We start from the raw sequence: 20757 nt of genomic DNA on the forward strand, positions 1-20757 counted from the left end.
GTGAACTTTGATAGGCGCGATGATCAGAGCACTGCTCAGTTTGGTATTTCTCCATCAGCCACCCCGGCTTTTCGGCCGCGGCGGGCAGCATGGTAGATCAAAATTTATACAAAATAAGAGGAAGTTATTGTGACTCGAATTATCGTAGTGGGCGGCGGTGCCGGCGGCCTGGAGCTGGCCACCAAGCTGGGCCGAACGCTGGGGCGCAAGCGCCGCGCACAGATCACCCTGGTCGATCGAAAAGCCAGCCACTTGTGGAAACCCCTGCTGCACGAAGTGGCGACCGGCTCTATGGATGCCGGGGTCGACGCGCTCAGCTACCGTGCCCATGCCAAGAACCATGCCTTTGATTTCCAGATGGGGGCGCTGCAATCGATTGATCGTGAGCGGAAAACCATTCAACTAGCCGCGCTTTACGATGAGCATAACGAGTTATTGTTGCCGGAACGTGAACTGGAGTACGACATCCTGGTGCTGGCGATCGGCTCGACATCGAACGATTTCCGGACCCCGGGCGTACGGGAGCATTGTATTTTCCTCGACAGTCCGGAGCAGGCGCACCGTTTCCGGACCGAAATGAACAACCAGTTCCTCAAGCTGCATGCCAATAAAGAGCAGAAAACCGTCGATATCGCGATTGTCGGTGCCGGGGCGACCGGGGTGGAGCTGTCTGCCGAGCTGCATAATGCGGTGAAAGAGTTGCGAAACTACGGGTTCGGTGATCTCGACAGCTCCCGTTTGAACGTGAATCTGGTGGAAGCCGGCGAGCGTATTCTACCGGCGCTGCCGCCGCGGATTTCATCAGCGGCTCATAGCGAGCTGACTAAGCTGGGCGTGAACGTTCGCACTGCGACCATGGTGACCAAAGCCGATCAAACCGGGCTGACCACCAAAGACGGCGAGCATATTCCGGCCCAAATTATGGTGTGGGCCGCCGGGATCAAGGCGCCGGATTTCATGAAGGACATTGCCGGGCTGGAAACCAATCGCATTAACCAGCTGGTGGTAAAACCGACGCTGCAAACGACCCGCGACGATGATATCTATGTGATTGGTGATTTGGCCTGCTGTACGCAGGAAGACGGCAGCCTGGTTCCGCCGCGCGCACAAGCCGCCCACCAGATGGCCAGCCGCTGCTTCTCAAATATCGTGGCCAAGCTGACCGATCGTCAGCAAAAGCCGTTTGTGTATAGCGATCACGGCTCACTGGTCTCGCTGAGCCGTTTCTCGACGGTCGGAAGCCTGATGGGCAACCTGACCAAAGGGTCGATGATGGTGGAAGGACGGATTGCCCGGGTGGTATATATCTCCTTGTATCGCATGCACCAGATCGCGCTGCATGGCCTGTTCAAAACCGGCCTGATGATGCTGGTGGGCCGGATCAACCGGGTGCTGCGCCCGAACCTCAAGTTGCACTAAGCGAACACAGGGTTGTCTATCCGGAAATCAAAAACGCCGCTTTCAAAGCGGCGTTTTTTGTCGGCGAGTGGAGCAGGCCTTAATTGATTTTGAACAGCTCAACATCAAAGATCAGCACCGAGCCCGGCGGGATCTTTCCGACACCGCGGTTGCCATAGGCCAACTCAGCCGGAATGAAGAAGCGGGTCTTTTCGCCTTCGACCATCAGCTGCAATCCTTCGGTCCAGCCTTTAATCACTTGTCCCAACCCAAACTGAATGGTCTTGCCGCGCTCGACCGAGCTGTCAAAGACCGTGCCGTCAATCAGCGTGCCGTGATAGTGAACGGTCACTTTATCTGAGGCTTTGGGGTGAACGGTGCCGGTCCCTTCCTGCAGCACCTGATATTGCAGGCCGGAGGCGGTGGCCTGGACGCCGTCTTGTTGTAGGTTCTGCGCCAGGAACGCTTTGCCGGCCTCAATATGTTCTGCTGCGGCTTGCTTGTTGCCGTGCGAGCGCTGAATCATGAAAATAACGAGCGCCACAATGGCGATGGTGATCAGTATTTTTAGCACGGGAAATCCCTGTTCGTTGACTGAATGACCCCCATAGTACCTTACCCCTTGAATTCATTCCAATTGCGAACCGTTTGAAATTGTTACCGGGTCGATTATGGCCGCTTGGGGTGAATATCCTCCGGGATGAGGGAAAACACGATACCGTCACATGGGGTACTGTGCTGGTATATCCGGTTCCTGGCCGTACACTCAAATTTGGCCTGGCAGGCCAGCGCGGTATGCTGGCTGGCCAGGTTGTCGGCATGGGTGACAATTTCCAGCCGGGTGAGTCCGAGCGTGTTGAAGGCAAACCGAATCACGGCCTGGCAGGCTTCGGTGGCATACCCTTGTTGCTGGGCTGACGCGCGGATCCAGTAGCCCAGCTCGGCCGTATTGAGTGTTGGGGAGAGGTGATTGAGTGAGACGCTGCCAATCAGCTGATCGTTGCGGCGCTCAAACAGCGCCAGCTCGTAGCAGAGATCCTGCCGCCAGTTTTGACGGCTGGCTTGAATCCAGGCATGGGCGTCTTGCTGATCATAGGTGCCGTGGCACCAGCCAATCCAGGGGCTGAGCGCCGTGACCGAACTTTGTACGGCATCGACCAGCGCGCACAGATCGGCGGATTTATACGGGCGGCAGCGCAGGCGGGCCGTGGCAAGTTCGAAGTCCAGTTTCATCGACAGTGATATCAGGTCCGGGCGGTTGCGTTGGACTTCAAGCATAGGCAGAAATCGCAGCGACAGCAATGTGATAGGCCGTTGTGTCGGGGGCTGGACGACGGGCAAAGAAAAAGGCTGCCGGTTCGGCAGCCTTCGGGACGTCACCGCATTCGGCAGGATTATTCGACCCGGCGGATCTGAACCACCATCCCCATCAGCGGGTGGTCAAAGTAGTGGGTTTCGCCGCTGCGCATTTTGCGTTGCTGCTCGAAACGGTAGCTTTTCAGGAACTCTTCCACTTCGACTTTCTTCTCAACTTTTTGTAAATGGCCGACCTGAACATTGCTCTCGTCATTGAGCAATTCGGTCTCCAGATCCATCGGCTCGGCGCCGACAATAATCTCGCGGCGGCTTGGCTCGCGCAGATCCAGGTTGGCTTCCGTAAACAGGTAATGCTGAACATAGACCCGGATCTGACCTTCCAGCTCATACAGCGGGGTGTGCGGCTCGGCAGCGAACGGCGCATCCGCACTGTCGGCTGCCGGATCTGCTGTCACCGGCAGGGCGGTATTGGTTTCGGCTGCATCGGTTTTGACAGACGGCAGCGTTTGCGGCTCGGTGACCTGACGTCGTTTCAGCTCGGCTTTGGACGTACCATCCGGCAGGTATTGATCGGAGAAGTCCCGTCCGGCGGTGAAATAGAATTTCGGTGCTGCGGCCTTGCTCAGATCACCCTGGCGCCAGCCAAAGTGAGCCAGCGGCTGGAAACCGGCATGGCTTTTCAGTTTGTCATATTGTGTTGTCAGTTGATACTGATTGGCCGGCATCACGCTGATCCCTCTGGCCGTCAGTTGCTCGCTGTCGGCAAAGGAAATCGTACCCTTGAGATTGAGCGGCGGTGGCTGATCCGGCCACGCTTCACCGGTCTGGGTCGGCTCAATATTGCGCTTGAACAGAATCACTTCAATGTCAAATTGTCGTGCTGCCAGGCTCGGCCAACTGATGGCGAGCAGCAGCAAATAAATCATTTTTTTCAAGATTATACCCCGTACAATAGTGCTTCTATTATAGAGTGTTTTCAGCCAGCTTTGTTAAAAGGCCGTCAACATATTCAATGCGCTTGTCTTTGCCGCTCATCGGCGCCATCATTTTCAGTTTGGTCGGGCCTTCCATCCGGTAATGCTGCGGTTGCGATTGTAGCAGACTGACCAGGAAACCCGGATCGATTGACGCATTTTGGGCAAATTCGATATAGCCGCCCTTGTCACCGGCTTCAATCCGGCGCACCCCGATGTCCGCCGCTTTGAGCTTAAGTTTGTTGAGGATCAGCAGGTTGCTGGCCGCATCCGGCAACAGGCCGAACCGGTCGATCAGCTCGACTTTCAGCTCGCCCAGGGCAGTGTCATTGTCGGCACTGGCAATGCGCTTGTAGAGCGACAGGCGGGTGTTGATGTCCGGAATGTAATCATCCGGCAGCAACGCCGGCAGGCGCAGCTCCACTTCCGTCTGCTCGCGCAGCAAATCATCGAGCGACGGCTCTTTGCCGGCTTTGAGTGCCTCGACCGCCTGCTCCAGCATTTCCATAAACAGCGTAAAGCCAACCGATTGGATTTGACCGCTTTGCTCATCGCCCAGCAGTTCCCCGGCACCGCGAATTTCCAGGTCATGGGTTGCCAGGGTAAACCCGGCACCCAGATCTTCGAGCGAAGCGATGGCTTCGAGGCGTTTGACGGCATCTTTGGTCATCCGCTTCGGATGTGGGGTCAGCATATAGGCGTAAGCCTGGTGATGCGACCGGCCGACCCGGCCGCGCAACTGGTGCAACTGGGCCAGACCGAGATGATCGGCACGGTTGATGATAATGGTATTGGCTGTCGGGACGTCGATCCCGGTTTCGATGATCGTGGTGCAGACCAGCAGGTTGAAACGCTGGTGGTAGAAATCACTCATGATCTTCTCCAGCTCGCGCTCGCGCATCTGGCCGTGGGCAAAGGTGATCCGGGCTTCGGGGATCAGTTTGGCCAAATCCTCGGCGGTCTTTTCAATCGAATCGACATCATTGTGGAGGAAGTACACCTGGCCGCCGCGCATAATTTCCCGCAGCGCCGCTTCGCGCACCAGCATGTCTTCGTGCTCGCGGACAAAGGTCTTGATCGCCAGGCGGCGTGACGGCGGCGTCGCGATAATCGACAGGTCCCGCATCCCGCTCATGGCCATATTCAGGGTCCGCGGGATCGGCGTTGCGGTGAGGGTCAGGATATCGACATCCGCCCGCAGCGACTTGATCTTCTCTTTCTGGCGCACCCCGAAGCGGTGCTCCTCATCGACAATCAGCAGGCCGAGATCCTGGTACTTCACCGAGGCGTTGAGCAGCTTGTGGGTACCGATCAGAATATCGATCTTGCCGTCGGCGACATCGGCCAGAATTTGTTTCTGCTCTTTGGCGGTTTTAAAGCGCGACAGCACCTCGACCCGCACCGGGGTGTTGGCGAAGCGGTCGCGGAAGTTCTCGAAGTGTTGCTGGGCCAGCAGGGTGGTCGGCACCAGCACCGTAACCTGTTTGTTGTTGTCGACCGCCACAAACGCAGCCCGCATCGCCACTTCGGTTTTGCCGAAGCCGACATCGCCGCACACCAGGCGGTCCATGGCTTTGGCCTGACACATATCTGACAGTACGGCGTTGATTGCCAGTGCCTGATCGTGGGTCTCTTCGAACGGGAAGCCGGTGCAGAAGTCGGCATAGGCTTCGCGATCCAGGGTGAACTTAAAGCCCGGTTTCATTTCGCGTTTGGCATAGACATCGAGCAGCTCGGCGGCAACGTCGCGCACTTTCTCGGCCGCTTTCTTGCGGGCCTTGGCCCAGGTTTCGCCGCCCAGCTTGTGGATCGGGGCCGTGTCTTCTGCACCGCCGGAGTAGCGGCTGATCAGGTGCAGCGATGCCACCGGGACGTACAGCTTGGCACCGCCCTGGTATTCCAGTGTTACGTATTCGGTTTTCAGGCCGCCGGCTTCCAGGGTTTGCAGGCCCTGATACCGGCCGATGCCATGTTCGAGGTGGACCACCGGCTGGCCGATTTTCAGCTCAGCCAGGTTGCGGATAATGGTATCGGTGTTGATGACTTTCTTGTCATCGCGGCGACGGCGCTGGACCACACGTTCACCGAGCAAGTCGCTTTCACAGATCAGGGCCAGGGCCGGCTCGGCAAGCATAAAGCCTTGTTCGGCGGCACCAATGATCAGGGTGAACTTGTCCGCAGCGGCAACGGCGTCAACCAGGCTGTGGCAGACCCGCGGCCGCAGTTTGATCCGGGCCAGCAGATCCAGCAGGGCTTCCCGGCGACCTTCAGAGGCGACCGAGAACACGATTTTCCCGTCAAATTGTTCTGCAAAGCGGCGAAGTTCGGCCAGTGGCTCCTTCAACTGATGATTGATCGTCAGCGACGGCACCGGCGTCAGTGCCGGGTTGAACCGCCCGGCTTTGTCGGGTTCCGGCTCACGGCGTAGTCGCACCTGTGGCAGTGGATTAAAGCCGGCGAACATCTCTTCTTTGGTCAGCCACAGCTCAGACGGGTTGAGCAGCGGGCGCAGCGGATCGACCCGGCGCTGCTCATAGCGATAGGCGGCGTCGCTGAGGAAGTGATCGACGGCTGGTTCCAGCTCGCCGATGGTCAGCAGCAGGCTGGCGTCCGGCAGGTAGTCGAACAGGGTTTCGGTTTGCTCGAAGAACAGCGGCTGCCAGTATTCGATGCCAGCCGGCCAGGTGCGTTTGCTGACCTGCTGGTAAATGGATTCCGGCTCGCGACGGGCTTCAAAGCGCTCGCGCCAGCGCATGCGGAAATTCTCCACCGCTAGGTCGTCGGTCGGGAATTCGTGGGCCGGGAGCAGGTGGATCTGGTCGATCTCTCCGGTGGAGCGCTGGGTTTCCGGCTCAAACTGGCGGATGGAATCGACTTCGTCATCAAAAAAGTCAATCCGGTACGGCTGGCTGCTACCCATCGGGAACAGATCCAGCAGCGAGCCCCGGCTGGCATATTCGCCGTGCTCCATCACCTGATCGACATGGCGGTAGCCGGCAGCTTCAAGCTGCATGCGCAGTTTCTCAAGCGACAGGCGATCGCCGTTGCGGACCATCAGGGCGTGCTGGTGAATAAACTCGCGCGGCGTCAGTCGTTGAAGCAGGGTGCTGATCGGGACCAGGAGGATCCCGTCGGTTTGCGTCGGCAGCCTATACAACCGGGCCAGACGATCAGAAATAATGTCCTGATGCGGCGAAAAGTTGTCGTAGGGCAGGGTTTCCCAGTCCGGGAAGACACCGACGTCAAGATCGGTGAACTGGCTGACTTCCGGCTGGAGTCGTAAGGCCGTTTGGGTGTCCGGAACGACCGCCAGCACGGGGCCTGGATGCGCCTGGGCCAGCTCGGCAAGCGATAAAGCCAGCGCGGCACCGGAAACATTGCCGATAAATCGGTTATCCCCTGGCTTACCGGGCAGGGGGAGCGAAAGGAGTTGGTTTGGTTTCATGAGCTTATTGGTTTTCGGTTCGCTGTTGCGCGCGCTGGCGCAGGAGTTTTTGCTGAACATACAGGGCGGCGCGGATCAGCAGATCCTGATCATCTTCCTGCAAACGAATATATTTCAGTGTGATTTCAAACGCATCGCCTTTTTCCCGGCAGTCCGTCACCTCGGCATAGCAGTACACTGCCGCAGACGGCTTGTCTAAGAATAGCTTTACCCGGGTATAACGGCCGACCTGAAAAGGCTGGGTCGCGGTAAAAGTAAGTTGGCTGGCGCCGAAAGTCTCGGTGGTATAGCGCAGTGCCGGGTTGTCTTGTTGCGACAGGACAAAGGAGAGCAACAGGTTAATTTTGTTGTTCTGCGCTTTGAGATAGTCCAACAGCAGTTGATTGTCTTTCTGGGCCAGTTTGCCGAGAGACTGCTCAATGCCTTCTTCGAAACCGGAGCATTCACTGGCGACACGAAACAGGGGCGGGATCTCCAGGAGGAACGCTGACTCGTCGGGCAGGGATTCCCCGTCAGCGAGTCGTTCGACATTGATGGTTAGCCCGGCGTGGACTGAAAAATACTCGTCCTGGTTCATGTCATACTCACGTCATGATTACTATTCTTCGATTATCACTTACCCGTGGTCATCGAGCAAGCAAAGGGCGGTGCAGTGTTCATTTTACCTGCTGTTTTCTCGCCAGTTTTCGCCTCCGGATGGTAATCCCGTCCGGCAACGGTTATTCTTGCTGGCAGTTTACAACAGGATGGTATCGACTCGGTTTATGTTTCATCCAGTCTCATTTTTTATTGGCTTGCGGTACCTGCGGGGGCGCTCTGGGGATCGCTTCAGCCGCTTTGTCTCTTATATGTCCACCGCCGGGATCACCATCGGGGTCTTGGCCCTGGTGACGGTACTGTCGGTGATGAATGGCTTCGAGCAGCAACTGAAGTCGCGCATCCTCGGGGTGATGCCCCAGGCGGTGATCTCCCAGCCAGACGGCCGCATGGTTCGCGAACCGGCGCCACCGGCAGCCCTGACGACCTTGCCGTATGTCTCGATGGTGATGCCGCTGACCCGCAGTGAGACCATTGTGCAGAGTGCGGCGTCGCTGTCCGCCGGGATGCTGCTGGGCATCGATCCCAATGCTTATGAGCCGCTCGGTTATCATCTGACCCAGGGCAAGCTGTCGAACCTGACGCCGGGGAGTTACCGGGTCATTATGGGTCAGTCACTGGCCGGCGAGCTGGGGGTGAAGGTGGGTGACAAAGTGCGCCTGATGGTCACCAGTGCCAGCCAGTACACGCCGATTGGCCGGATCCCGAGCCAGCGCAATTTTGTGGTGGAAGGCATTTTTAACGCCAGTTCTGATGTCGACAAACAACTGCTGCTGACCAATATCACCGACGCCGGGCGCTTGCTGCGCTACAAATCGAATGAAATGACCGGCTGGCGCTTGTTTGTCGATGATCCCTTTGTCGTCACCGAGCTGGCCGAGCAGCCGCTACCGCATGAGTGGATGTGGTCTGACTGGCGCCAGCAATTGGGCGAGTTGTTCCAGGCGGTGAAAATGGAAAAGAACATGATGGGCCTGATGCTGGGGCTGATCATCGGGGTGGCGGCTTTTAATATCATTTCCGCGCTGATCATGGTGGTGATGGAGAAGCAGGCAGAGGTCGCCATTCTCAAAACCCAGGGCATGACCAGCCGTCAGGTGTTACTGGTCTTTATCGTCCAGGGGGCCAGCAGCGGGGTGATTGGCGCTGTTGCCGGTGGCGTGCTGGGCACGTTGCTGGCGTTGAATCTGAATACGGTGCTGTCGGTGCTCGGCGTTCAGTTGCTGATGGTCGGCGGCTCCCTGCCGGTGGTCGTCAAACCGATGCAAATTGTTATTGTGGTTGTCGGGGCAATTGTCCTGAGCTTGCTGGCCACTGTGTTTCCTTCTTATCGTGCAGCATCTGTACGTCCTGCTGAGGCCTTACGTTATGAGTAATTCACTATTGGTTTGTCACGCCCTGCGCAAGGTGTATCGCGAGGCGCAACTCGAAACGGAAGTGCTGAAAGACGTCGGGTTTGCCATCAATGCCGGTGAGCTGGTCGGGATTGTCGGGGCGTCCGGCTCCGGTAAAAGTACGCTGCTGCACTTGTTGGGCGCGCTGGATGAGCCGACCAGCGGCGATGTGTTTTTCAAGGGCCAGAAGCTCAATGCCATGAGTTCGGGCAAGCAGGCGAAAATCCGCAACCGGGAGCTGGGCTTTGTCTATCAGTTCCACCACCTGCTGGCGGATTTCAGTGCGGTGGAAAATGTCGCGATGCCACTGCTGATTGGCGGGCTGGCGGCGGAAAAAGCCCGGGCGAAAGCGGAAAATATGCTGGAGCAGGTCGGGCTGAAACACCGCTTTGAACATCGCCCGGCAGAGCTCAGCGGCGGGGAGCGTCAGCGGGTGGCGATCGCCCGGGCGCTGGTCAATGATCCGGCGATTGTGCTGGCCGATGAGCCGACGGGGAACCTGGATCATAAAACCGCGCTGGAGATTTACGATTTGATGCGCAAGCTGAATCAGGAGTCCGGCACGGCGTTTCTGGTGGTGACCCACGACAATGAGCTGGCCGGCAAGCTGGATCGTTGTATGAGCATGCAAGATGGCGTGTTGACCCAAGTCGAGGTGGCCTGATGTTCCGACCGCTTTCTCTGTTCATCGGCAGCCGGTTCAGCCGGGCCAAACAGCGCAACCGGATGGTGTCGTTTATTTCGGTCTCTTCCATGCTGGGGATTGCCGTCGGGGTTGCTGTGATCATTATCGGTCTGTCAGCCATGAACGGCTTTGAGCGCGAGTTGCAAAATCGCGTGCTGGCCGTCATCCCGCATGGGGAGCTGGAAGCCGTTCAGCCGCCGTTTACCGAGTGGCAGCCAATTCTGGAAACCGTGGAATCGCATCCACGGGTGACGGCTGCTGCGCCTTACATTCGTTTTACCGCCTTGCTTGAAAAAGGCACCAACCTCAAAGCGGTCGAAGTGCGTGGGGTGAAACCGGCGCAGGAGCGCAAGGTCAGTGCACTGCCGAATTTCGTCCGGAATGGAGCCTGGGATCAGCTGACGGCCGGCCAGAAGCAGGTCATCCTGGGCCAGGGCATTGCGGATCAACTGGGGATCACCGAGGGGGATTGGATCACGGCGATGATCCCGAATCCGGATCCGGCGCTGCAGCTCAAGGCGCCGCATCGAATCCGGCTGCAGGTTGTCGGGTTGCTGGCCCTGGGGGGACAACTTGATCACAATCTGGCGCTGATCCCACTGGCGGATGCCCAGCAGTATTTATCGATGGGCGAGGGGATCTCCGGGATTTCACTCAATGTCGACCAGGTGCTGGAAGCGCAAGCGGTTGTCCGGGAAGTGGGCTTTACCCTGCCGGTATATGTTTATCTTAAGAGCTGGAATCAGAAATACGGCTACCTGTACCGGGATATTCAGATGGTCCGGACCATTATGTATCTGGTCATGGTGCTGGTGATTGGCGTTGCCTGTTTCAATATTGTTTCCACCCTGATGATGGCAGTGAAGGACCGTGCGGCTGATATCGCAATTCTCCGGACCATGGGCGCCGGTGACGGGCTGGTGAAGGCGATCTTTATCTGGCATGGCCTGCTCTCCGGGGTGGTCGGCAGCGGCGTGGGCTCTCTCTTGGGGTCGCTGGTGGCACTGAATCTGACGACTATGCTGAAAGGGCTGGAGACGGTCTTGGGACACCAGTTTTTGTCCGGCGATATCTATTTCGTTGATTTTCTGCCGACTGAGCTGGCGTTGCAGGATGTGGTGATTGTGGCCGTGACGGCGATAGCACTGAGTCTGCTGGCGACCTGGTATCCGGCCAGACGTGCCAGCCGCTTGCAACCGGCCCAGGTGTTGAGTGCGAAATAGATTTGAGACGGCACCGCATCGCTGTGAGTGACGTAGCGATGCGAGGCAATTCACGCACCATTGTGTATCGCGTGTGATGGAATACCCGCTATAACGGGATAACTCTCAGCTCAGGGGACGGAAACTAAAGAACGACTTGTCTGAGATTTCAATCGCGGCCATAAAAAAACCTCGCATGGGCGAGGTTTTTTTATGACTGGAACCCAGGTTAGCGGAACCGGCGGCGATTCCAGCTGCGTACTACGGAATAGCGCCACAGGCCACGGATCCCGAAGTAGCCGACCAGGGCACAGGCTATGCCACTGACCGTACAGCCCAGCAGGAACGGAGGTCCGATTTGGCTCATTTGGTGCAGCAGAAACTCCCAGGAAAGTTCGAAATGAAAAGGTTGGTGGGGAGCATTCATCAGCCAGGCACCGAGCTTGTAAGCGCCATAGAACAGCACCGGCATGGTCACCGGATTACTGACCCAAACCAGACAGACCGACAGTGGCAGATTGACACTGAACAGAATCGCCAGTCCGGCCGCCATGATCATCTGGCTGGGCAACGGGACGAACGCCATAAACAGGCCAACAGCAAACGCCCCCGACGCAGAACGCCGGTTGAGGCACCACAGGTTTGGGTTGTAAAGCACATTTCCGAAAATCTTCAGCGCTTTCTGGCGCTTGATCACGTCATGGCTTGGCAAGAAACGTCTTATAACTTGTCTTGGCATTTTATTTCAGTTGTGATTATGGCAATACGGTTATGAACCAAGCCTTAGCCGGTATTGCAGCAGGGATATTATCGCTTCATTTCTGGCCGCAGGTTCCAGGATATCTCTGGTTTGTGACAGCCTTAATGATAGGTGGTTTTATTTCATCCGTTGGGCGGTTCAAATGGATAAGCTGGGTGGTTGTCGGCGCGCTGATCGCAAAAACAGGCGCAACGGCTTATCTTGAAGCTGTCGAGATGATCCCCCTTGAGCGTCAGAATATTACCATAGCTGGCGAAGTTAGTAGCCTATTAAATCAAAATATCCCTATTCGCGATGTCGAGTTCACGCTGGATACTTTCGATCATCAGCCATTGCCGCTGGGAACAAGACTCCGGGTGCGGCTGGAATGGCCGCAAGCGCCCCCGCTCAAACTAGGCCAACGTTGGCAACTGGAGGTACGGCTCAAGCGGCCATATGGCCGGGTCAATCAGGCTGGTTTTGATGCCGAGCGGTATTTTTTGGCGCACGGACTGCATGGGCGGGGGCTGGTGATTCAGGCGCAACCGCTCGCTGCGACAGCGCCGCCGGCGTGGCGTCAGCAACTGTTCGATCAGGTCACCGCTCTGACCCAGGCCCTGAATTATCAACCTTACTTGCTGGCTCTGAGTTTCGGATTTCGCGATGGCCTGACCCGTCAGGACTGGCTGATCCTGCGCGACAGCGGGCTGGCGCACCTGATGGCGATCTCCGGCTTACATATCGGCCTGGCGGTCGGGTGCGGCTGGTGGCTGGGGCGGGTGATCCGTGGCCTGAGTCCGGAACATCCCCGGCTGCTGTGGTTACCGATGTGGCTGGCGTTGCTGCTTGCCTTTAGTTACGCCTGGCTGGCCGGATTCAGTTTGCCGACCCAACGGGCACTTCTGACATGCCTGCTGGTGTTGGGGCTTATTCGTTTTCGGGTGCAGTGGCCGGGCTGGCAGGTGATGCTGGTGGCTCTGGTTTTGTGTTTGGTTCTGAACCCGTTGGGCTCCTACGGCGCCGGATTTTGGCTCTCCTTTGCAGCCGTCTGGGTTCTCTATTGTGCCAACCTTGCCGGGGTTCAGCCCCGTCCAGTCAGCCAGCCGACCCGGTTTCAGACCTTGCTCGGTCGGTTCAAATCCCTGGCTTTGATGCAGGGCGTGCTGTTGTTGCTGATGTTACCGGTGCAATGGCAGTGGTTCGGGGGGATCTCGCTGGTCGCGCCGGTGGTGAATTTTCTGGCCGTACCCTGGGTCAGCCTGGTGACGGTGCCGCTGGTCTTGGCCGCGCTGGCTACCTTGTGGTTGCCGACGGTCTCCGGCGCGCTGTGGTGGCTGGCCGATCGCTCTCTGGTGCCGGTGTTGGCACTCGCGGCGCAGGCGGAAGGTGCCTGGTGGGATATCCCGACCCGGGGCATGGTGTATCTGCTGGGTGGCATCTTTCTCCTGGTGGTGATGTGGTTTGTCCCCATCCGTCGTCACAAAGCCTGGTTTCTGGTGGTGGCACTGGTGATGGCCGGCTGGTATGGCAGGCCGGGTCGGGATAGTCCTTTGCGCTCGTCGGTATCAGCGGCGGCTTGGCAGGTGGATATGCTGGATGTCGGTCATGGATTGGCGCTGTTGATCCGGCGCAATGGCCGGGCGGTGCTGTATGACACCGGCAATCGCTGGGAGCAGGGCAGTATCGCCAACGCGGTGATTGAGCCGGTGCTGCGCCGTGACGGCATCACCCGGCTGGATGGTCTGATCCTCAGCCACGCCGACAGCGATCACGCCGGTGGGGTAGCGGATGTGCTGTCTCGACTTCAGCCGATATGGCGGCGCAGCAGTGATCACCGGGCGGGCTTTGCGCCGTGTGTACGGGGCGAGGCATGGCAATGGCAGCAACTGGATTTTCGGGTGCTGTGGCCACCGAAACGGGTGGCCCGGGCAGCCAATCCGCATTCTTGCGTGATTGAAATTCAGGACGCGGCGTTGTCTCCCGAGTCGCCGGTGTCGGTGTTGTTGACCGGGGATATTGATGCCATTTCGGAGCTGTTGCTTGCCCGGCTGGAGCCGTCGCTCAAACCGGATATTCTGCTGGTGCCGCATCACGGCAGTAAGACTTCCTCAACCGCGACCTGGCTGGCGACCATGCAGCCGGACTTCGCACTGGTTTCTGCGGCGCGCTACAGTCCCTGGCAGTTGCCGTCTCCGACGGTGCGTCAGCGTTACCTTGATCAGGGAGCGCAGTGGCTCAATACCGCAGCGCACGGACAAGTCACGGCACAGATTGATCAGGGCGTCATTGCGATCACCCGCTATCGTCAGGATGTGCGCGGAGGCTGGTTTCGGGCGGTGGGATCCGGGAGTTCACCAGAGCCCCCTGAGCCTGTTTCGCCGAATCAATTGCGGGAACAGGTGTTTAAAAACTGAGCGGCGCTGATCCACCGGGTCGGAACTTATTTGGTGCATCGGCTTGAAGCGAGTAGAATGTGGCGAATTGACTTCAAGAAAAACCGGTTTTCATGACACAAGCAACAGATCAATCCACTTGGGATACGTTTAAGCGGCTTTGGCCATCCATCAGCCTGTATAAATCCGGGCTTGCCGTGGCCGTGGTCGCGTTGATTATCAGTGCTGCCAGTGATGCCCTGATGCTCTCGATGATTAAGCCACTGATGGATGAAAGCTTCGGGGGGCTGGATGCCCTGGAATCAAATTTTCTGGCAATGATGCCTTTCTATCTGCTGGGGCTGATGATCATGCGTGGCGTCAGCGGGTTTATTTCCACTTATTGTCTGTCCTGGGTGTCGGGGAATGTGGTGATGCGGCTGCGTCGCCAGATGTTTAATCATTTTATGCACATGCCGGTTGGTTTTTTCGATGAAGAATCCTCGGGCAAACTGCTGTCACGGATCACCTATGATTCCGAACAGGTGGCTGCGGCCACCAGTGGCGCTTTGGTCAGCCTGGTACGGGAAGGGGCGATGATCGTCGCGCTGATGGGGCTGATGTTCTGGAACAGTTGGCAGCTGTCGGCGATTTTGCTGGTGATTGCGCCGATCGTAGCGGTGAGTATCCGGGTCGTTTCGAAGCGTTTTCGTAAAATTTCCAAGAATATGCAAGATGCCATGGGCTCGGTCACGGCCTCAGCTGAGCAGATGCTGAAAGGGCATAAAGTGGTGCTGAGTTACGGTGGTCAGCAGGTCGAAAAAGAGCGTTTTGAGCAGGTCAGTAATGTGATGCGCCAGCAGACCATGAAGCTGGTGTCGGCTCAGGCGATTGCCAACCCGGTGATCCAGGTGATTGCTTCGATGGCCTTGGTGGTGGTGCTGGTGCTGGCCAATACCGAGACGCTGCGTAATGAGTTGACCCCGGGGACCTTTGCCCTGGTCTTCAGTTCGATGTTCGGCCTGATGCGCCCGCTCAAGGCGCTGACCAATGTGACCTCTCAATTCCAGCGTGGTATGGCGGCTTGTCAGACCCTGTTTGGTCTGATGGAGCTGGAAACGGAAAAAGATCACGGTACCTATGCGCCGAAGCGTGTGAAAGGGGACATTGAAGTGAAGGATGTCACCTTTACCTATCCAACCAAGGACGCACCGGCACTGCGCCATGTCAGCTTCTCGCTGCCGGCCGGTCAGACCCTGGCATTGGTTGGTCGTTCCGGTTCGGGCAAGAGTACCATTGCCAACCTGTTGACCCGTTTCTACGACATTGACTCGGGCAAAATCACCATCGATGGTCATGAGTTACAGGATTACAAGCTGGCGAACCTGCGTCAGCAGGTGGCCGTGGTGTCGCAGAATGTTCACTTGTTTAACGACACCATCGCCAACAATATTGCGTATGCCTGCGAGAATGAATACAGCCGGGAAGAAATCGAACGGGCAGCGAAGCTGGCTTATGCGATGGACTTTATTGAAGGCATGGAGCATGGCCTGGACACCATGATTGGGGAAAACGGCGTCAGCCTGTCCGGCGGTCAGCGCCAGCGTCTGGCGATTGCCCGTGCCTTGCTGCGTGATGCGCCGGTATTGATCCTTGATGAAGCAACCTCAGCGTTGGATACCGAATCAGAGCGTGCCATTCAGGCCGCGCTGGATGAGCTGCAAAAAGACCGCACCGTATTGGTGATAGCCCACCGCTTATCGACGATTGAAAATGCGGATCAAATCCTGGTGGTTGATGAGGGTGAAATCATTGAACGTGGCGTGCATGCCGACCTGCTGGCGCTGGACGGTGCTTATGCCCAGCTGCACCGGATCCAGTTTGGTGAATAATGGCGAATTGGGTTGAAAAAATCTGGTTTGAGCAGCATCCGCTCGGGGTGGTGCTCAAACCTTTGCTCTGGCCGCTGAGCCAGGTGTTCGGCTGGATCAGTCGTCGCCGTCGCCGCCAGTATCAAAGCGGCCGGAAGCCAGCATATCGCGCGCCGGTGCCGGTGGTGGTGGTCGGTAATATTACTGCCGGGGGCAACGGTAAAACCCCGGTGGTGGTCTGGCTGGTGGAGCAACTCAAGGCCAGAGGGTTCAAACCCGGCGTGGTATCGCGCGGTTATGGGGCCAAGGCGCCGTATTATCCGTATCCGGTGACCGACGGGACGCCGACGGCAGAAGCTGGTGATGAGCCGGTGTTGATCCATCGCCGCACCGGGGTGCCGGTGGCGGTGTCGCCCAAGCGGGCTGAAGCGGTTGAGCTGTTGCTGGCGCAGGATGTCGATATCATCATTACCGATGATGGCCTGCAGCATTACGCTCTGGCTAGGGATATCGAAATCGTGGTGATTGACGGCCAGCGCCGGTTCGGTAACGAACAGCTGATCCCGCTGGGGCCGTTGCGGGAGTCCTGTGCGCGGCTGGCAGAAGTGGATTTTCTGATTTGCAACGGTGGTCAGGCGCAGCCGGGAGAAGCGCAGATGACGCTTCAGCCGTCCGAGCTGATTAACCTGAAAACCGGTGAACGCTGTCCGGCTTCGGCGTTGCAAGACGTGGTTGCCATGGCCGGGATCGGCCATCCGCCGCGATTTTTTCATACACTGAAAATGCTGGGGGTCACGCCGGTGGTGAGTCAACCGTTTGCCGATCATCAAGCCTTCTCCGAGCAAGAATTAACACAGCTGGCCCGACAGGGGCAGCATCTTATCATGACCGAGAAAGATGCGGTGAAATGCCACAGCTTCGCTCAGTCAAACTGGTGGTACCTGCCTGTGGATGCCGAGCTTTCGGCCCCGGAGGCGGACGCCATCATGACCCGGATTATTGAGGTAAAGGAAGAATATGGATCATCGTCTGCTTGAAATCGTGGCCTGCCCGGTCTGTAAAGGGAAGCTGAACTACGATAAAGACAAGAATGAACTGGTATGCAAGTTTGACCGTCTGGCTTATCCGATCAATGACGGGATCCCAGTGCTGCTTGAGCCTGAAGCGCGTACCTTAAGCTCTGATGAGGTGAAGTAATGGCCTTCACGGTGATTATCCCGGCGCGCTATCAGTCTTCCCGTTTGCCGGGCAAGCCACTGGCAGATATCGGCGGGAAGCCGATGATCCAGTGGGTCTATGAGCAGGCAAGCAAAGCCGGGGCCGAGCAGGTGATTGTCGCGACGGATGATCAGCGGATTGTCGATGTGGTTCAAGGTTTCGGCGGTGAAGTCTGCCTGACCCGCGCCGATCACGAATCCGGCACCGAGCGTCTGGCTGAGGTCGTCGAGCAATATCAGCTGGCTGATGATCAGATTGTGGTGAATGTGCAGGGCGACGAGCCGTTGATCCCTGAAACCATCATTCGCCAGGTCGCGGATAATCTGGCCCGCAGCGACGCGCCGATGGCGACGCTGGCGGTCGAAATTGATCATGCCGATGAAGTATTTAATCCCAACGCGGTTAAAGTCGTCACCAATAAAGACGGCTATGCGATGTATTTCAGTCGGGCCTCGATCCCTTGGGATCGCGACAATTACGCCAAGCGGCCGCAGGAAATTCACCATAACCTGATGCGCCATATCGGGATCTATGCCTATCGTGCCGGGTTTATCAATACCTACATCAACTGGGAGCCGAGTGCGCTGGAGAAAATCGAAGCGCTGGAGCAACTTCGGGTGCTGTGGTACGGCGAGAAAATCCATGTTGAAGTCGCGATTGATGCGCCGCCTGCAGGCGTTGATACGCCGGAAGATCTGGAGAAGGTCCGCCAGCTGATTGGCTGATATTCCTGTAAGGGACATCATATGAAGAAGGGCTGCTGATAGAGGCAGCCCTTTTTGTATCTGTGGACTTTAACTGAGAACAATGCGAGTAGAAAAGCTGATCGTAAAGTCGGTTGCAAAGAGCTGGCCGCCGTAGCGATGAATTCAGTGAGGGGTATATTTCCCGAGCGGCAGCAAACAAAAAGGCCACCCGGAGGTGGCCTTGGCAATCTGGAGCTTAACCGTGAAAGGTTTAAGCGTAGACAGTTTTCAGCGGAGACAGTTTTAAGCGTTGACCGGCTTGCTGTCAGTTTCCTGGTCAGCTTCGAACACTGCGTGGTCCGCCTGACCCAGCAGACGCGCTGTAATGGTCCCTGCGGTCATTGAGCCACTGACGTTGACGGCTGTGCGGCCCATGTCAATCAGCGGTTCAATCGAGATCAGCAGGCCCGCCAGGGCAACCGGCATATCCAGTGCCGAGAGCACAATCAGGGCGGCAAAGGTTGCGCCACCGCCGACACCGGCGATGCCGAATGAGCTGATGGTGATGATGGCAATCAGGGTCAGCATGAAGCCCGGATCCAGCGGGTTAATGCCGATGGTCGGGGCAATCATGACGGCCAGCATCGCCGGGTACAGACCGGCACAGCCGTTCTGGCCCATGGTGGCACCGAACGACGCCGAGAAGTTCGACACGCCTTCACCATTGCCCAGTTTCTTCACCTGCGTATCGATGTTAAACGGCAGTGTCCCTGCACTTGAGCGTGAGGTAAACGCGAACGTCAGCACCGGCAGGATCTTCTTCAGGAAGCGGATAGGATTCACACCAACCAGCGAGACCAGCACCAGGTGCATGACCAGGATCAGGCCCAAACCGACGTATGAAGCCACGACAAAGTTCGCCAGGCTCAGGATATCGTCGTAGTTCGAGCCGGCCACCACTTTGGTCATCAGCGCCAGCACACCGTATGGCGTCAGGCTCAGGACCATGCGAACCAGCGTACGGACGATTTCTTGCGCCACTTGCATGAACTTCTCGAAGCTGGCACCCAGTTCAGGTTGGGTACGGATCACCGTCAGACCAGCCACACCGACAAAGGCAGAGAAAATGACGACCGCAATGGTTGAGGTCGGACGGCTGCCGGCCAGATCGGCAAACGGGTTACCCGGGAAGAAGGAGATCACCATGTCGGCGAATGACAGGGCTTCTACGGTCCCCAGACGGTTTTCCAGCACTTCGCCGCGGGCGATTTCGCGGGCGCCCTGAACGATCCCTTCAGCAGACAAGCCGAACAGGTTGCTGATCAGGATCCCGATCAGGGCCGACGCTGCCGTGGTTGCCAGCAGGATGCCGATGCTCAGGCCGGAGATTTTACCCAGCGAACCGGAGTCTTTAACTTTAATAATGGCGCCGATGATCGAGACCATGATCAGCGGCATAATGATCATTTTCAGCAGGCTGACATAGCCGGCACCGACGATATTGATGTATTCCAGGGTGTTGGCAATGACGTCGCTACCGCCGCCGTAGACCAGTTGCAGGGCGGCCCCGAAAAGAACCCCCAGTCCCAGGCTGGTAAAGACGCGCTTAGACAGTGTTTGTTCACTGCGTTGTTGTTTGACCAGAAACGCCATGAGCAACGCAAAAACAGCGATGTTGATGATCAGGAAATGCATGATGTTGAGCCTTAAAAGGTTGTTTTAGCCTGGAAATTCCCTGTGCAGGCTGATGTATAAGAGTGAATATGACGCGCAATCTTATGATCGACGTCTTGAAAGCGAAACGGTTTTTAATATCTTTTGATATGAAAAAATCGAACAATTTAAAACATTTTGGAATATGGCGCTGGACGTGCGCAATTTGATGAGAATTCACCCGTTTTTTCGGGGGACGTCAAACGATTGCCCGGCCAGTCAGTGGCCGGGCAATTGAAGGTGATGTTTGTCAGGGGCTGTCAGGAGGGTTGAACCGCGACCGGCGGTGTCCGTTGGACCGACACTTGCGTGTCCTCGAGCGGTTTTGCCTGCTCCGGTGCTGGTGCGGCCAGTTGATCGCGCAGGCTTTGCCACCATTGGCCCATGGTTTCGTGCCAGTAGCGCTCGGTTTGCTCCAGGTACTTGGCCTGCGGCTTGTAGCGCTCCCACGGTTGCTTGATTTTATTGCTGGCCAGGAAGTTGGTCGGCGCCGGGGTTGGCTTGAGGCCGGCCTGGTCAAATTCATACAGCGCCCGGGTCATATGGCTGGCTGAGGTGACCAGCACCAGTTTCTTGTCGCCGACCACCGAGGCTGCCTGGAAGGCTTCTTCCCAGGTATCACGGGCCGTTTCGAGCAGCAGAATATCATTTTTATTGGCGCCGAGCGCCAGCGCGACTTTGGCCATCATCCGGGCCTGGCTGACGTCGGAGCCGCCGCCGTAGCCGGAGAGGATCAGCTTGGATTCTGGGTACAGGCGATGGATGCGCAACCCTTCTGCCAGTCGCATCAGGGAGGTCCGTGACAACTCGGAAGTGATTGGCATCGCGTGGTCAATCACATGGCCGCTGCCCAGCACCATGACGAAGTCGACGGTTTCAGCTGAGGGGATAAATGGTTCGTTCTCCCGCTCCAGCGGACGCAGCAGACTGGTCGCGATGGGCTGGAAGGACACCAGGAAGATCCCGAGGAAGGCAAAGGCAATGCACGCCGACGCCAGTCCCTTGCGGCGGGTAAACCAGAGCAGCATCAGGCCGACGAACCCGAGGAGCAGTAGGGCGGGTAACGGCATCAGCAGCGCAGAGATTATTTTTTTTAGTTCAAACATGGAATGTCGTCCGAAAATTCAGCAGTTGAGCTCGAAAAAT

The 20757-nt window shown here is 57.4% G+C and carries 17 protein-coding genes; 9 read left to right on the forward strand and 8 right to left on the reverse strand.

Annotated elements, in window-relative coordinates:
- Positions 1-129 precede the first annotated feature (129 nt).
- The gene (locus NH461_RS05825) at positions 130-1419 is read left to right on the forward strand and encodes an NAD(P)/FAD-dependent oxidoreductase (RefSeq protein WP_261602310.1); all 1290 of its coding nucleotides are present in this window, start codon (positions 130-132) and stop codon (positions 1417-1419) included.
- A 79-nt stretch (positions 1420-1498) separates the two neighbouring features.
- Here the strand turns inward: NH461_RS05825 and NH461_RS05830 are convergent, their stop codons facing one another.
- The 5 genes from NH461_RS05830 to NH461_RS05850 all read right to left on the reverse strand — a co-directional run bounded on the left by NH461_RS05830 (position 1499) and on the right by NH461_RS05850 (position 7711).
- Positions 1499-1972 carry an FKBP-type peptidyl-prolyl cis-trans isomerase gene (locus tag NH461_RS05830; protein WP_261602311.1) on the reverse strand — a complete coding sequence of 158 codons (474 nt, stop codon included), beginning with the start codon at positions 1970-1972 and terminating at the stop codon, positions 1499-1501.
- Between the two features lie 95 nt (positions 1973-2067).
- Positions 2068-2676, reverse strand: coding sequence for a GNAT family N-acetyltransferase (locus NH461_RS05835; RefSeq protein WP_261602312.1), 609 nt, complete (start codon positions 2674-2676; stop codon positions 2068-2070).
- A gap of 116 nt (positions 2677-2792) precedes the next feature.
- Complete coding sequence (locus NH461_RS05840; protein WP_261602313.1) at positions 2793-3650, reverse strand: peptidoglycan binding protein CsiV; 858 nt, start codon at positions 3648-3650, stop codon at positions 2793-2795.
- 28 nt (positions 3651-3678) lie between these two features.
- Positions 3679-7134: a transcription-repair coupling factor gene (gene mfd / locus NH461_RS05845; protein ID WP_261602314.1), complete on the reverse strand. Its 3456-nt coding sequence runs from the start codon at positions 7132-7134 to the stop codon at positions 3679-3681.
- 4 nt (positions 7135-7138) lie between these two features.
- Positions 7139-7711, reverse strand: coding sequence for a PilZ domain-containing protein (locus NH461_RS05850; protein ID WP_261602315.1), 573 nt, complete (start codon positions 7709-7711; stop codon positions 7139-7141).
- A gap of 187 nt (positions 7712-7898) precedes the next feature.
- On the opposite strand from NH461_RS05850, the gene lolC reads away from it, so the two are divergent.
- From lolC to lolE, 3 genes are read left to right on the forward strand one after another with little or no spacing between them, the layout of a single operon-like run.
- Complete coding sequence (gene lolC / locus NH461_RS05855; RefSeq protein WP_261602316.1) at positions 7899-9107, forward strand: lipoprotein-releasing ABC transporter permease subunit LolC; 1209 nt, start codon at positions 7899-7901, stop codon at positions 9105-9107.
- Positions 9100-9789, forward strand: a complete 690-nt coding sequence (lolD, locus tag NH461_RS05860; RefSeq protein WP_261602317.1) for a lipoprotein-releasing ABC transporter ATP-binding protein LolD — start codon at positions 9100-9102, stop codon at positions 9787-9789. The genes lolC and lolD overlap by 8 nt, the downstream gene beginning before the upstream one ends.
- Positions 9789-11033 carry a lipoprotein-releasing ABC transporter permease subunit LolE gene (lolE, locus tag NH461_RS05865; RefSeq protein ID WP_261602318.1) on the forward strand — a complete coding sequence of 415 codons (1245 nt, stop codon included), beginning with the start codon at positions 9789-9791 and terminating at the stop codon, positions 11031-11033. The genes lolD and lolE overlap by 1 nt, the downstream gene beginning before the upstream one ends.
- A gap of 208 nt (positions 11034-11241) precedes the next feature.
- On the opposite strand, the gene NH461_RS05870 is transcribed toward lolE, so the two are convergent.
- Positions 11242-11751 carry a DUF2062 domain-containing protein gene (locus NH461_RS05870; RefSeq protein ID WP_261602319.1) on the reverse strand — a complete coding sequence of 170 codons (510 nt, stop codon included), beginning with the start codon at positions 11749-11751 and terminating at the stop codon, positions 11242-11244.
- A 32-nt stretch (positions 11752-11783) separates the two neighbouring features.
- Between NH461_RS05870 and NH461_RS05875 the strand changes: the two genes are divergently transcribed.
- The 5 genes from NH461_RS05875 to kdsB all read left to right on the forward strand — a co-directional run bounded on the left by NH461_RS05875 (position 11784) and on the right by kdsB (position 17937).
- The gene (locus NH461_RS05875; protein ID WP_261602320.1) at positions 11784-14165 is read left to right on the forward strand and encodes a DNA internalization-related competence protein ComEC/Rec2; all 2382 of its coding nucleotides are present in this window, start codon (positions 11784-11786) and stop codon (positions 14163-14165) included.
- Positions 14166-14257: 92 nt separating this feature from the next.
- Positions 14258-16015, forward strand: a complete 1758-nt coding sequence (gene msbA, locus NH461_RS05880) for a lipid A ABC transporter ATP-binding protein/permease MsbA (protein WP_261602321.1) — start codon at positions 14258-14260, stop codon at positions 16013-16015.
- Complete coding sequence (lpxK, locus tag NH461_RS05885; protein ID WP_261602322.1) at positions 16015-17031, forward strand: tetraacyldisaccharide 4'-kinase; 1017 nt, start codon at positions 16015-16017, stop codon at positions 17029-17031. The genes msbA and lpxK overlap by 1 nt, the downstream gene beginning before the upstream one ends.
- Positions 17012-17191: a Trm112 family protein gene (locus NH461_RS05890; protein WP_255390053.1), complete on the forward strand. Its 180-nt coding sequence runs from the start codon at positions 17012-17014 to the stop codon at positions 17189-17191. The genes lpxK and NH461_RS05890 overlap by 20 nt, the downstream gene beginning before the upstream one ends.
- Entirely contained in the window at positions 17191-17937 is a 747-nt protein-coding gene (gene kdsB / locus NH461_RS05895) for a 3-deoxy-manno-octulosonate cytidylyltransferase (protein ID WP_261602323.1), read from the forward strand. Before NH461_RS05890 ends, kdsB begins: the two co-directional genes overlap by 1 nt.
- Positions 17938-18201: 264 nt before the next feature.
- Here the strand turns inward: kdsB and NH461_RS05900 are convergent, their stop codons facing one another.
- Together NH461_RS05900 and elyC are read right to left on the reverse strand one after the other, a co-directional pair.
- Complete coding sequence (locus NH461_RS05900) at positions 18202-19593, reverse strand: L-cystine transporter (protein WP_261602324.1); 1392 nt, start codon at positions 19591-19593, stop codon at positions 18202-18204.
- 278 nt (positions 19594-19871) lie between these two features.
- Positions 19872-20717, reverse strand: a complete 846-nt coding sequence (elyC, locus tag NH461_RS05905; protein ID WP_261602325.1) for an envelope biogenesis factor ElyC — start codon at positions 20715-20717, stop codon at positions 19872-19874.
- Between the last annotated feature and the right edge of the window lie 40 nt (positions 20718-20757).

This window comes from Photobacterium sp. TY1-4 (assembly GCF_025398175.1).
Classification (GTDB): Bacteria; Pseudomonadota; Gammaproteobacteria; order Enterobacterales; family Vibrionaceae; genus Photobacterium.

Excerpts from the sequence above, each read along its gene's own strand:
- NH461_RS05835 (WP_261602312.1), bottom strand. The coding sequence starts at position 2,676 with ATGCTTGAAGTCCAACGCAACCGCCCGGACCTGATATCACTGTCGATG.
- NH461_RS05850 (WP_261602315.1), bottom strand. The coding sequence starts at position 7,711 with ATGAACCAGGACGAGTATTTTTCAGTCCACGCCGGGCTAACCATCAAT.
- NH461_RS05870 (WP_261602319.1), bottom strand. The coding sequence starts at position 11,751 with ATGCCAAGACAAGTTATAAGACGTTTCTTGCCAAGCCATGACGTGATC.
- lolE (WP_261602318.1), top strand. The coding sequence starts at position 9,789 with ATGTTCCGACCGCTTTCTCTGTTCATCGGCAGCCGGTTCAGCCGGGCC.
- msbA (WP_261602321.1), top strand. The coding sequence starts at position 14,258 with ATGACACAAGCAACAGATCAATCCACTTGGGATACGTTTAAGCGGCTT.
- mfd (WP_261602314.1), bottom strand. The coding sequence starts at position 7,134 with ATGAAACCAAACCAACTCCTTTCGCTCCCCCTGCCCGGTAAGCCAGGG.
- NH461_RS05890 (WP_255390053.1), top strand. The coding sequence starts at position 17,012 with ATGGATCATCGTCTGCTTGAAATCGTGGCCTGCCCGGTCTGTAAAGGG.
- NH461_RS05875 (WP_261602320.1), top strand. The coding sequence starts at position 11,784 with ATGAACCAAGCCTTAGCCGGTATTGCAGCAGGGATATTATCGCTTCAT.
- kdsB (WP_261602323.1), top strand. The coding sequence starts at position 17,191 with ATGGCCTTCACGGTGATTATCCCGGCGCGCTATCAGTCTTCCCGTTTG.
- lolD (WP_261602317.1), top strand. The coding sequence starts at position 9,100 with ATGAGTAATTCACTATTGGTTTGTCACGCCCTGCGCAAGGTGTATCGC.
- elyC (WP_261602325.1), bottom strand. The coding sequence starts at position 20,717 with ATGTTTGAACTAAAAAAAATAATCTCTGCGCTGCTGATGCCGTTACCC.
- lolC (WP_261602316.1), top strand. The coding sequence starts at position 7,899 with ATGTTTCATCCAGTCTCATTTTTTATTGGCTTGCGGTACCTGCGGGGG.
- lpxK (WP_261602322.1), top strand. The coding sequence starts at position 16,015 with ATGGCGAATTGGGTTGAAAAAATCTGGTTTGAGCAGCATCCGCTCGGG.
- NH461_RS05900 (WP_261602324.1), bottom strand. The coding sequence starts at position 19,593 with ATGCATTTCCTGATCATCAACATCGCTGTTTTTGCGTTGCTCATGGCG.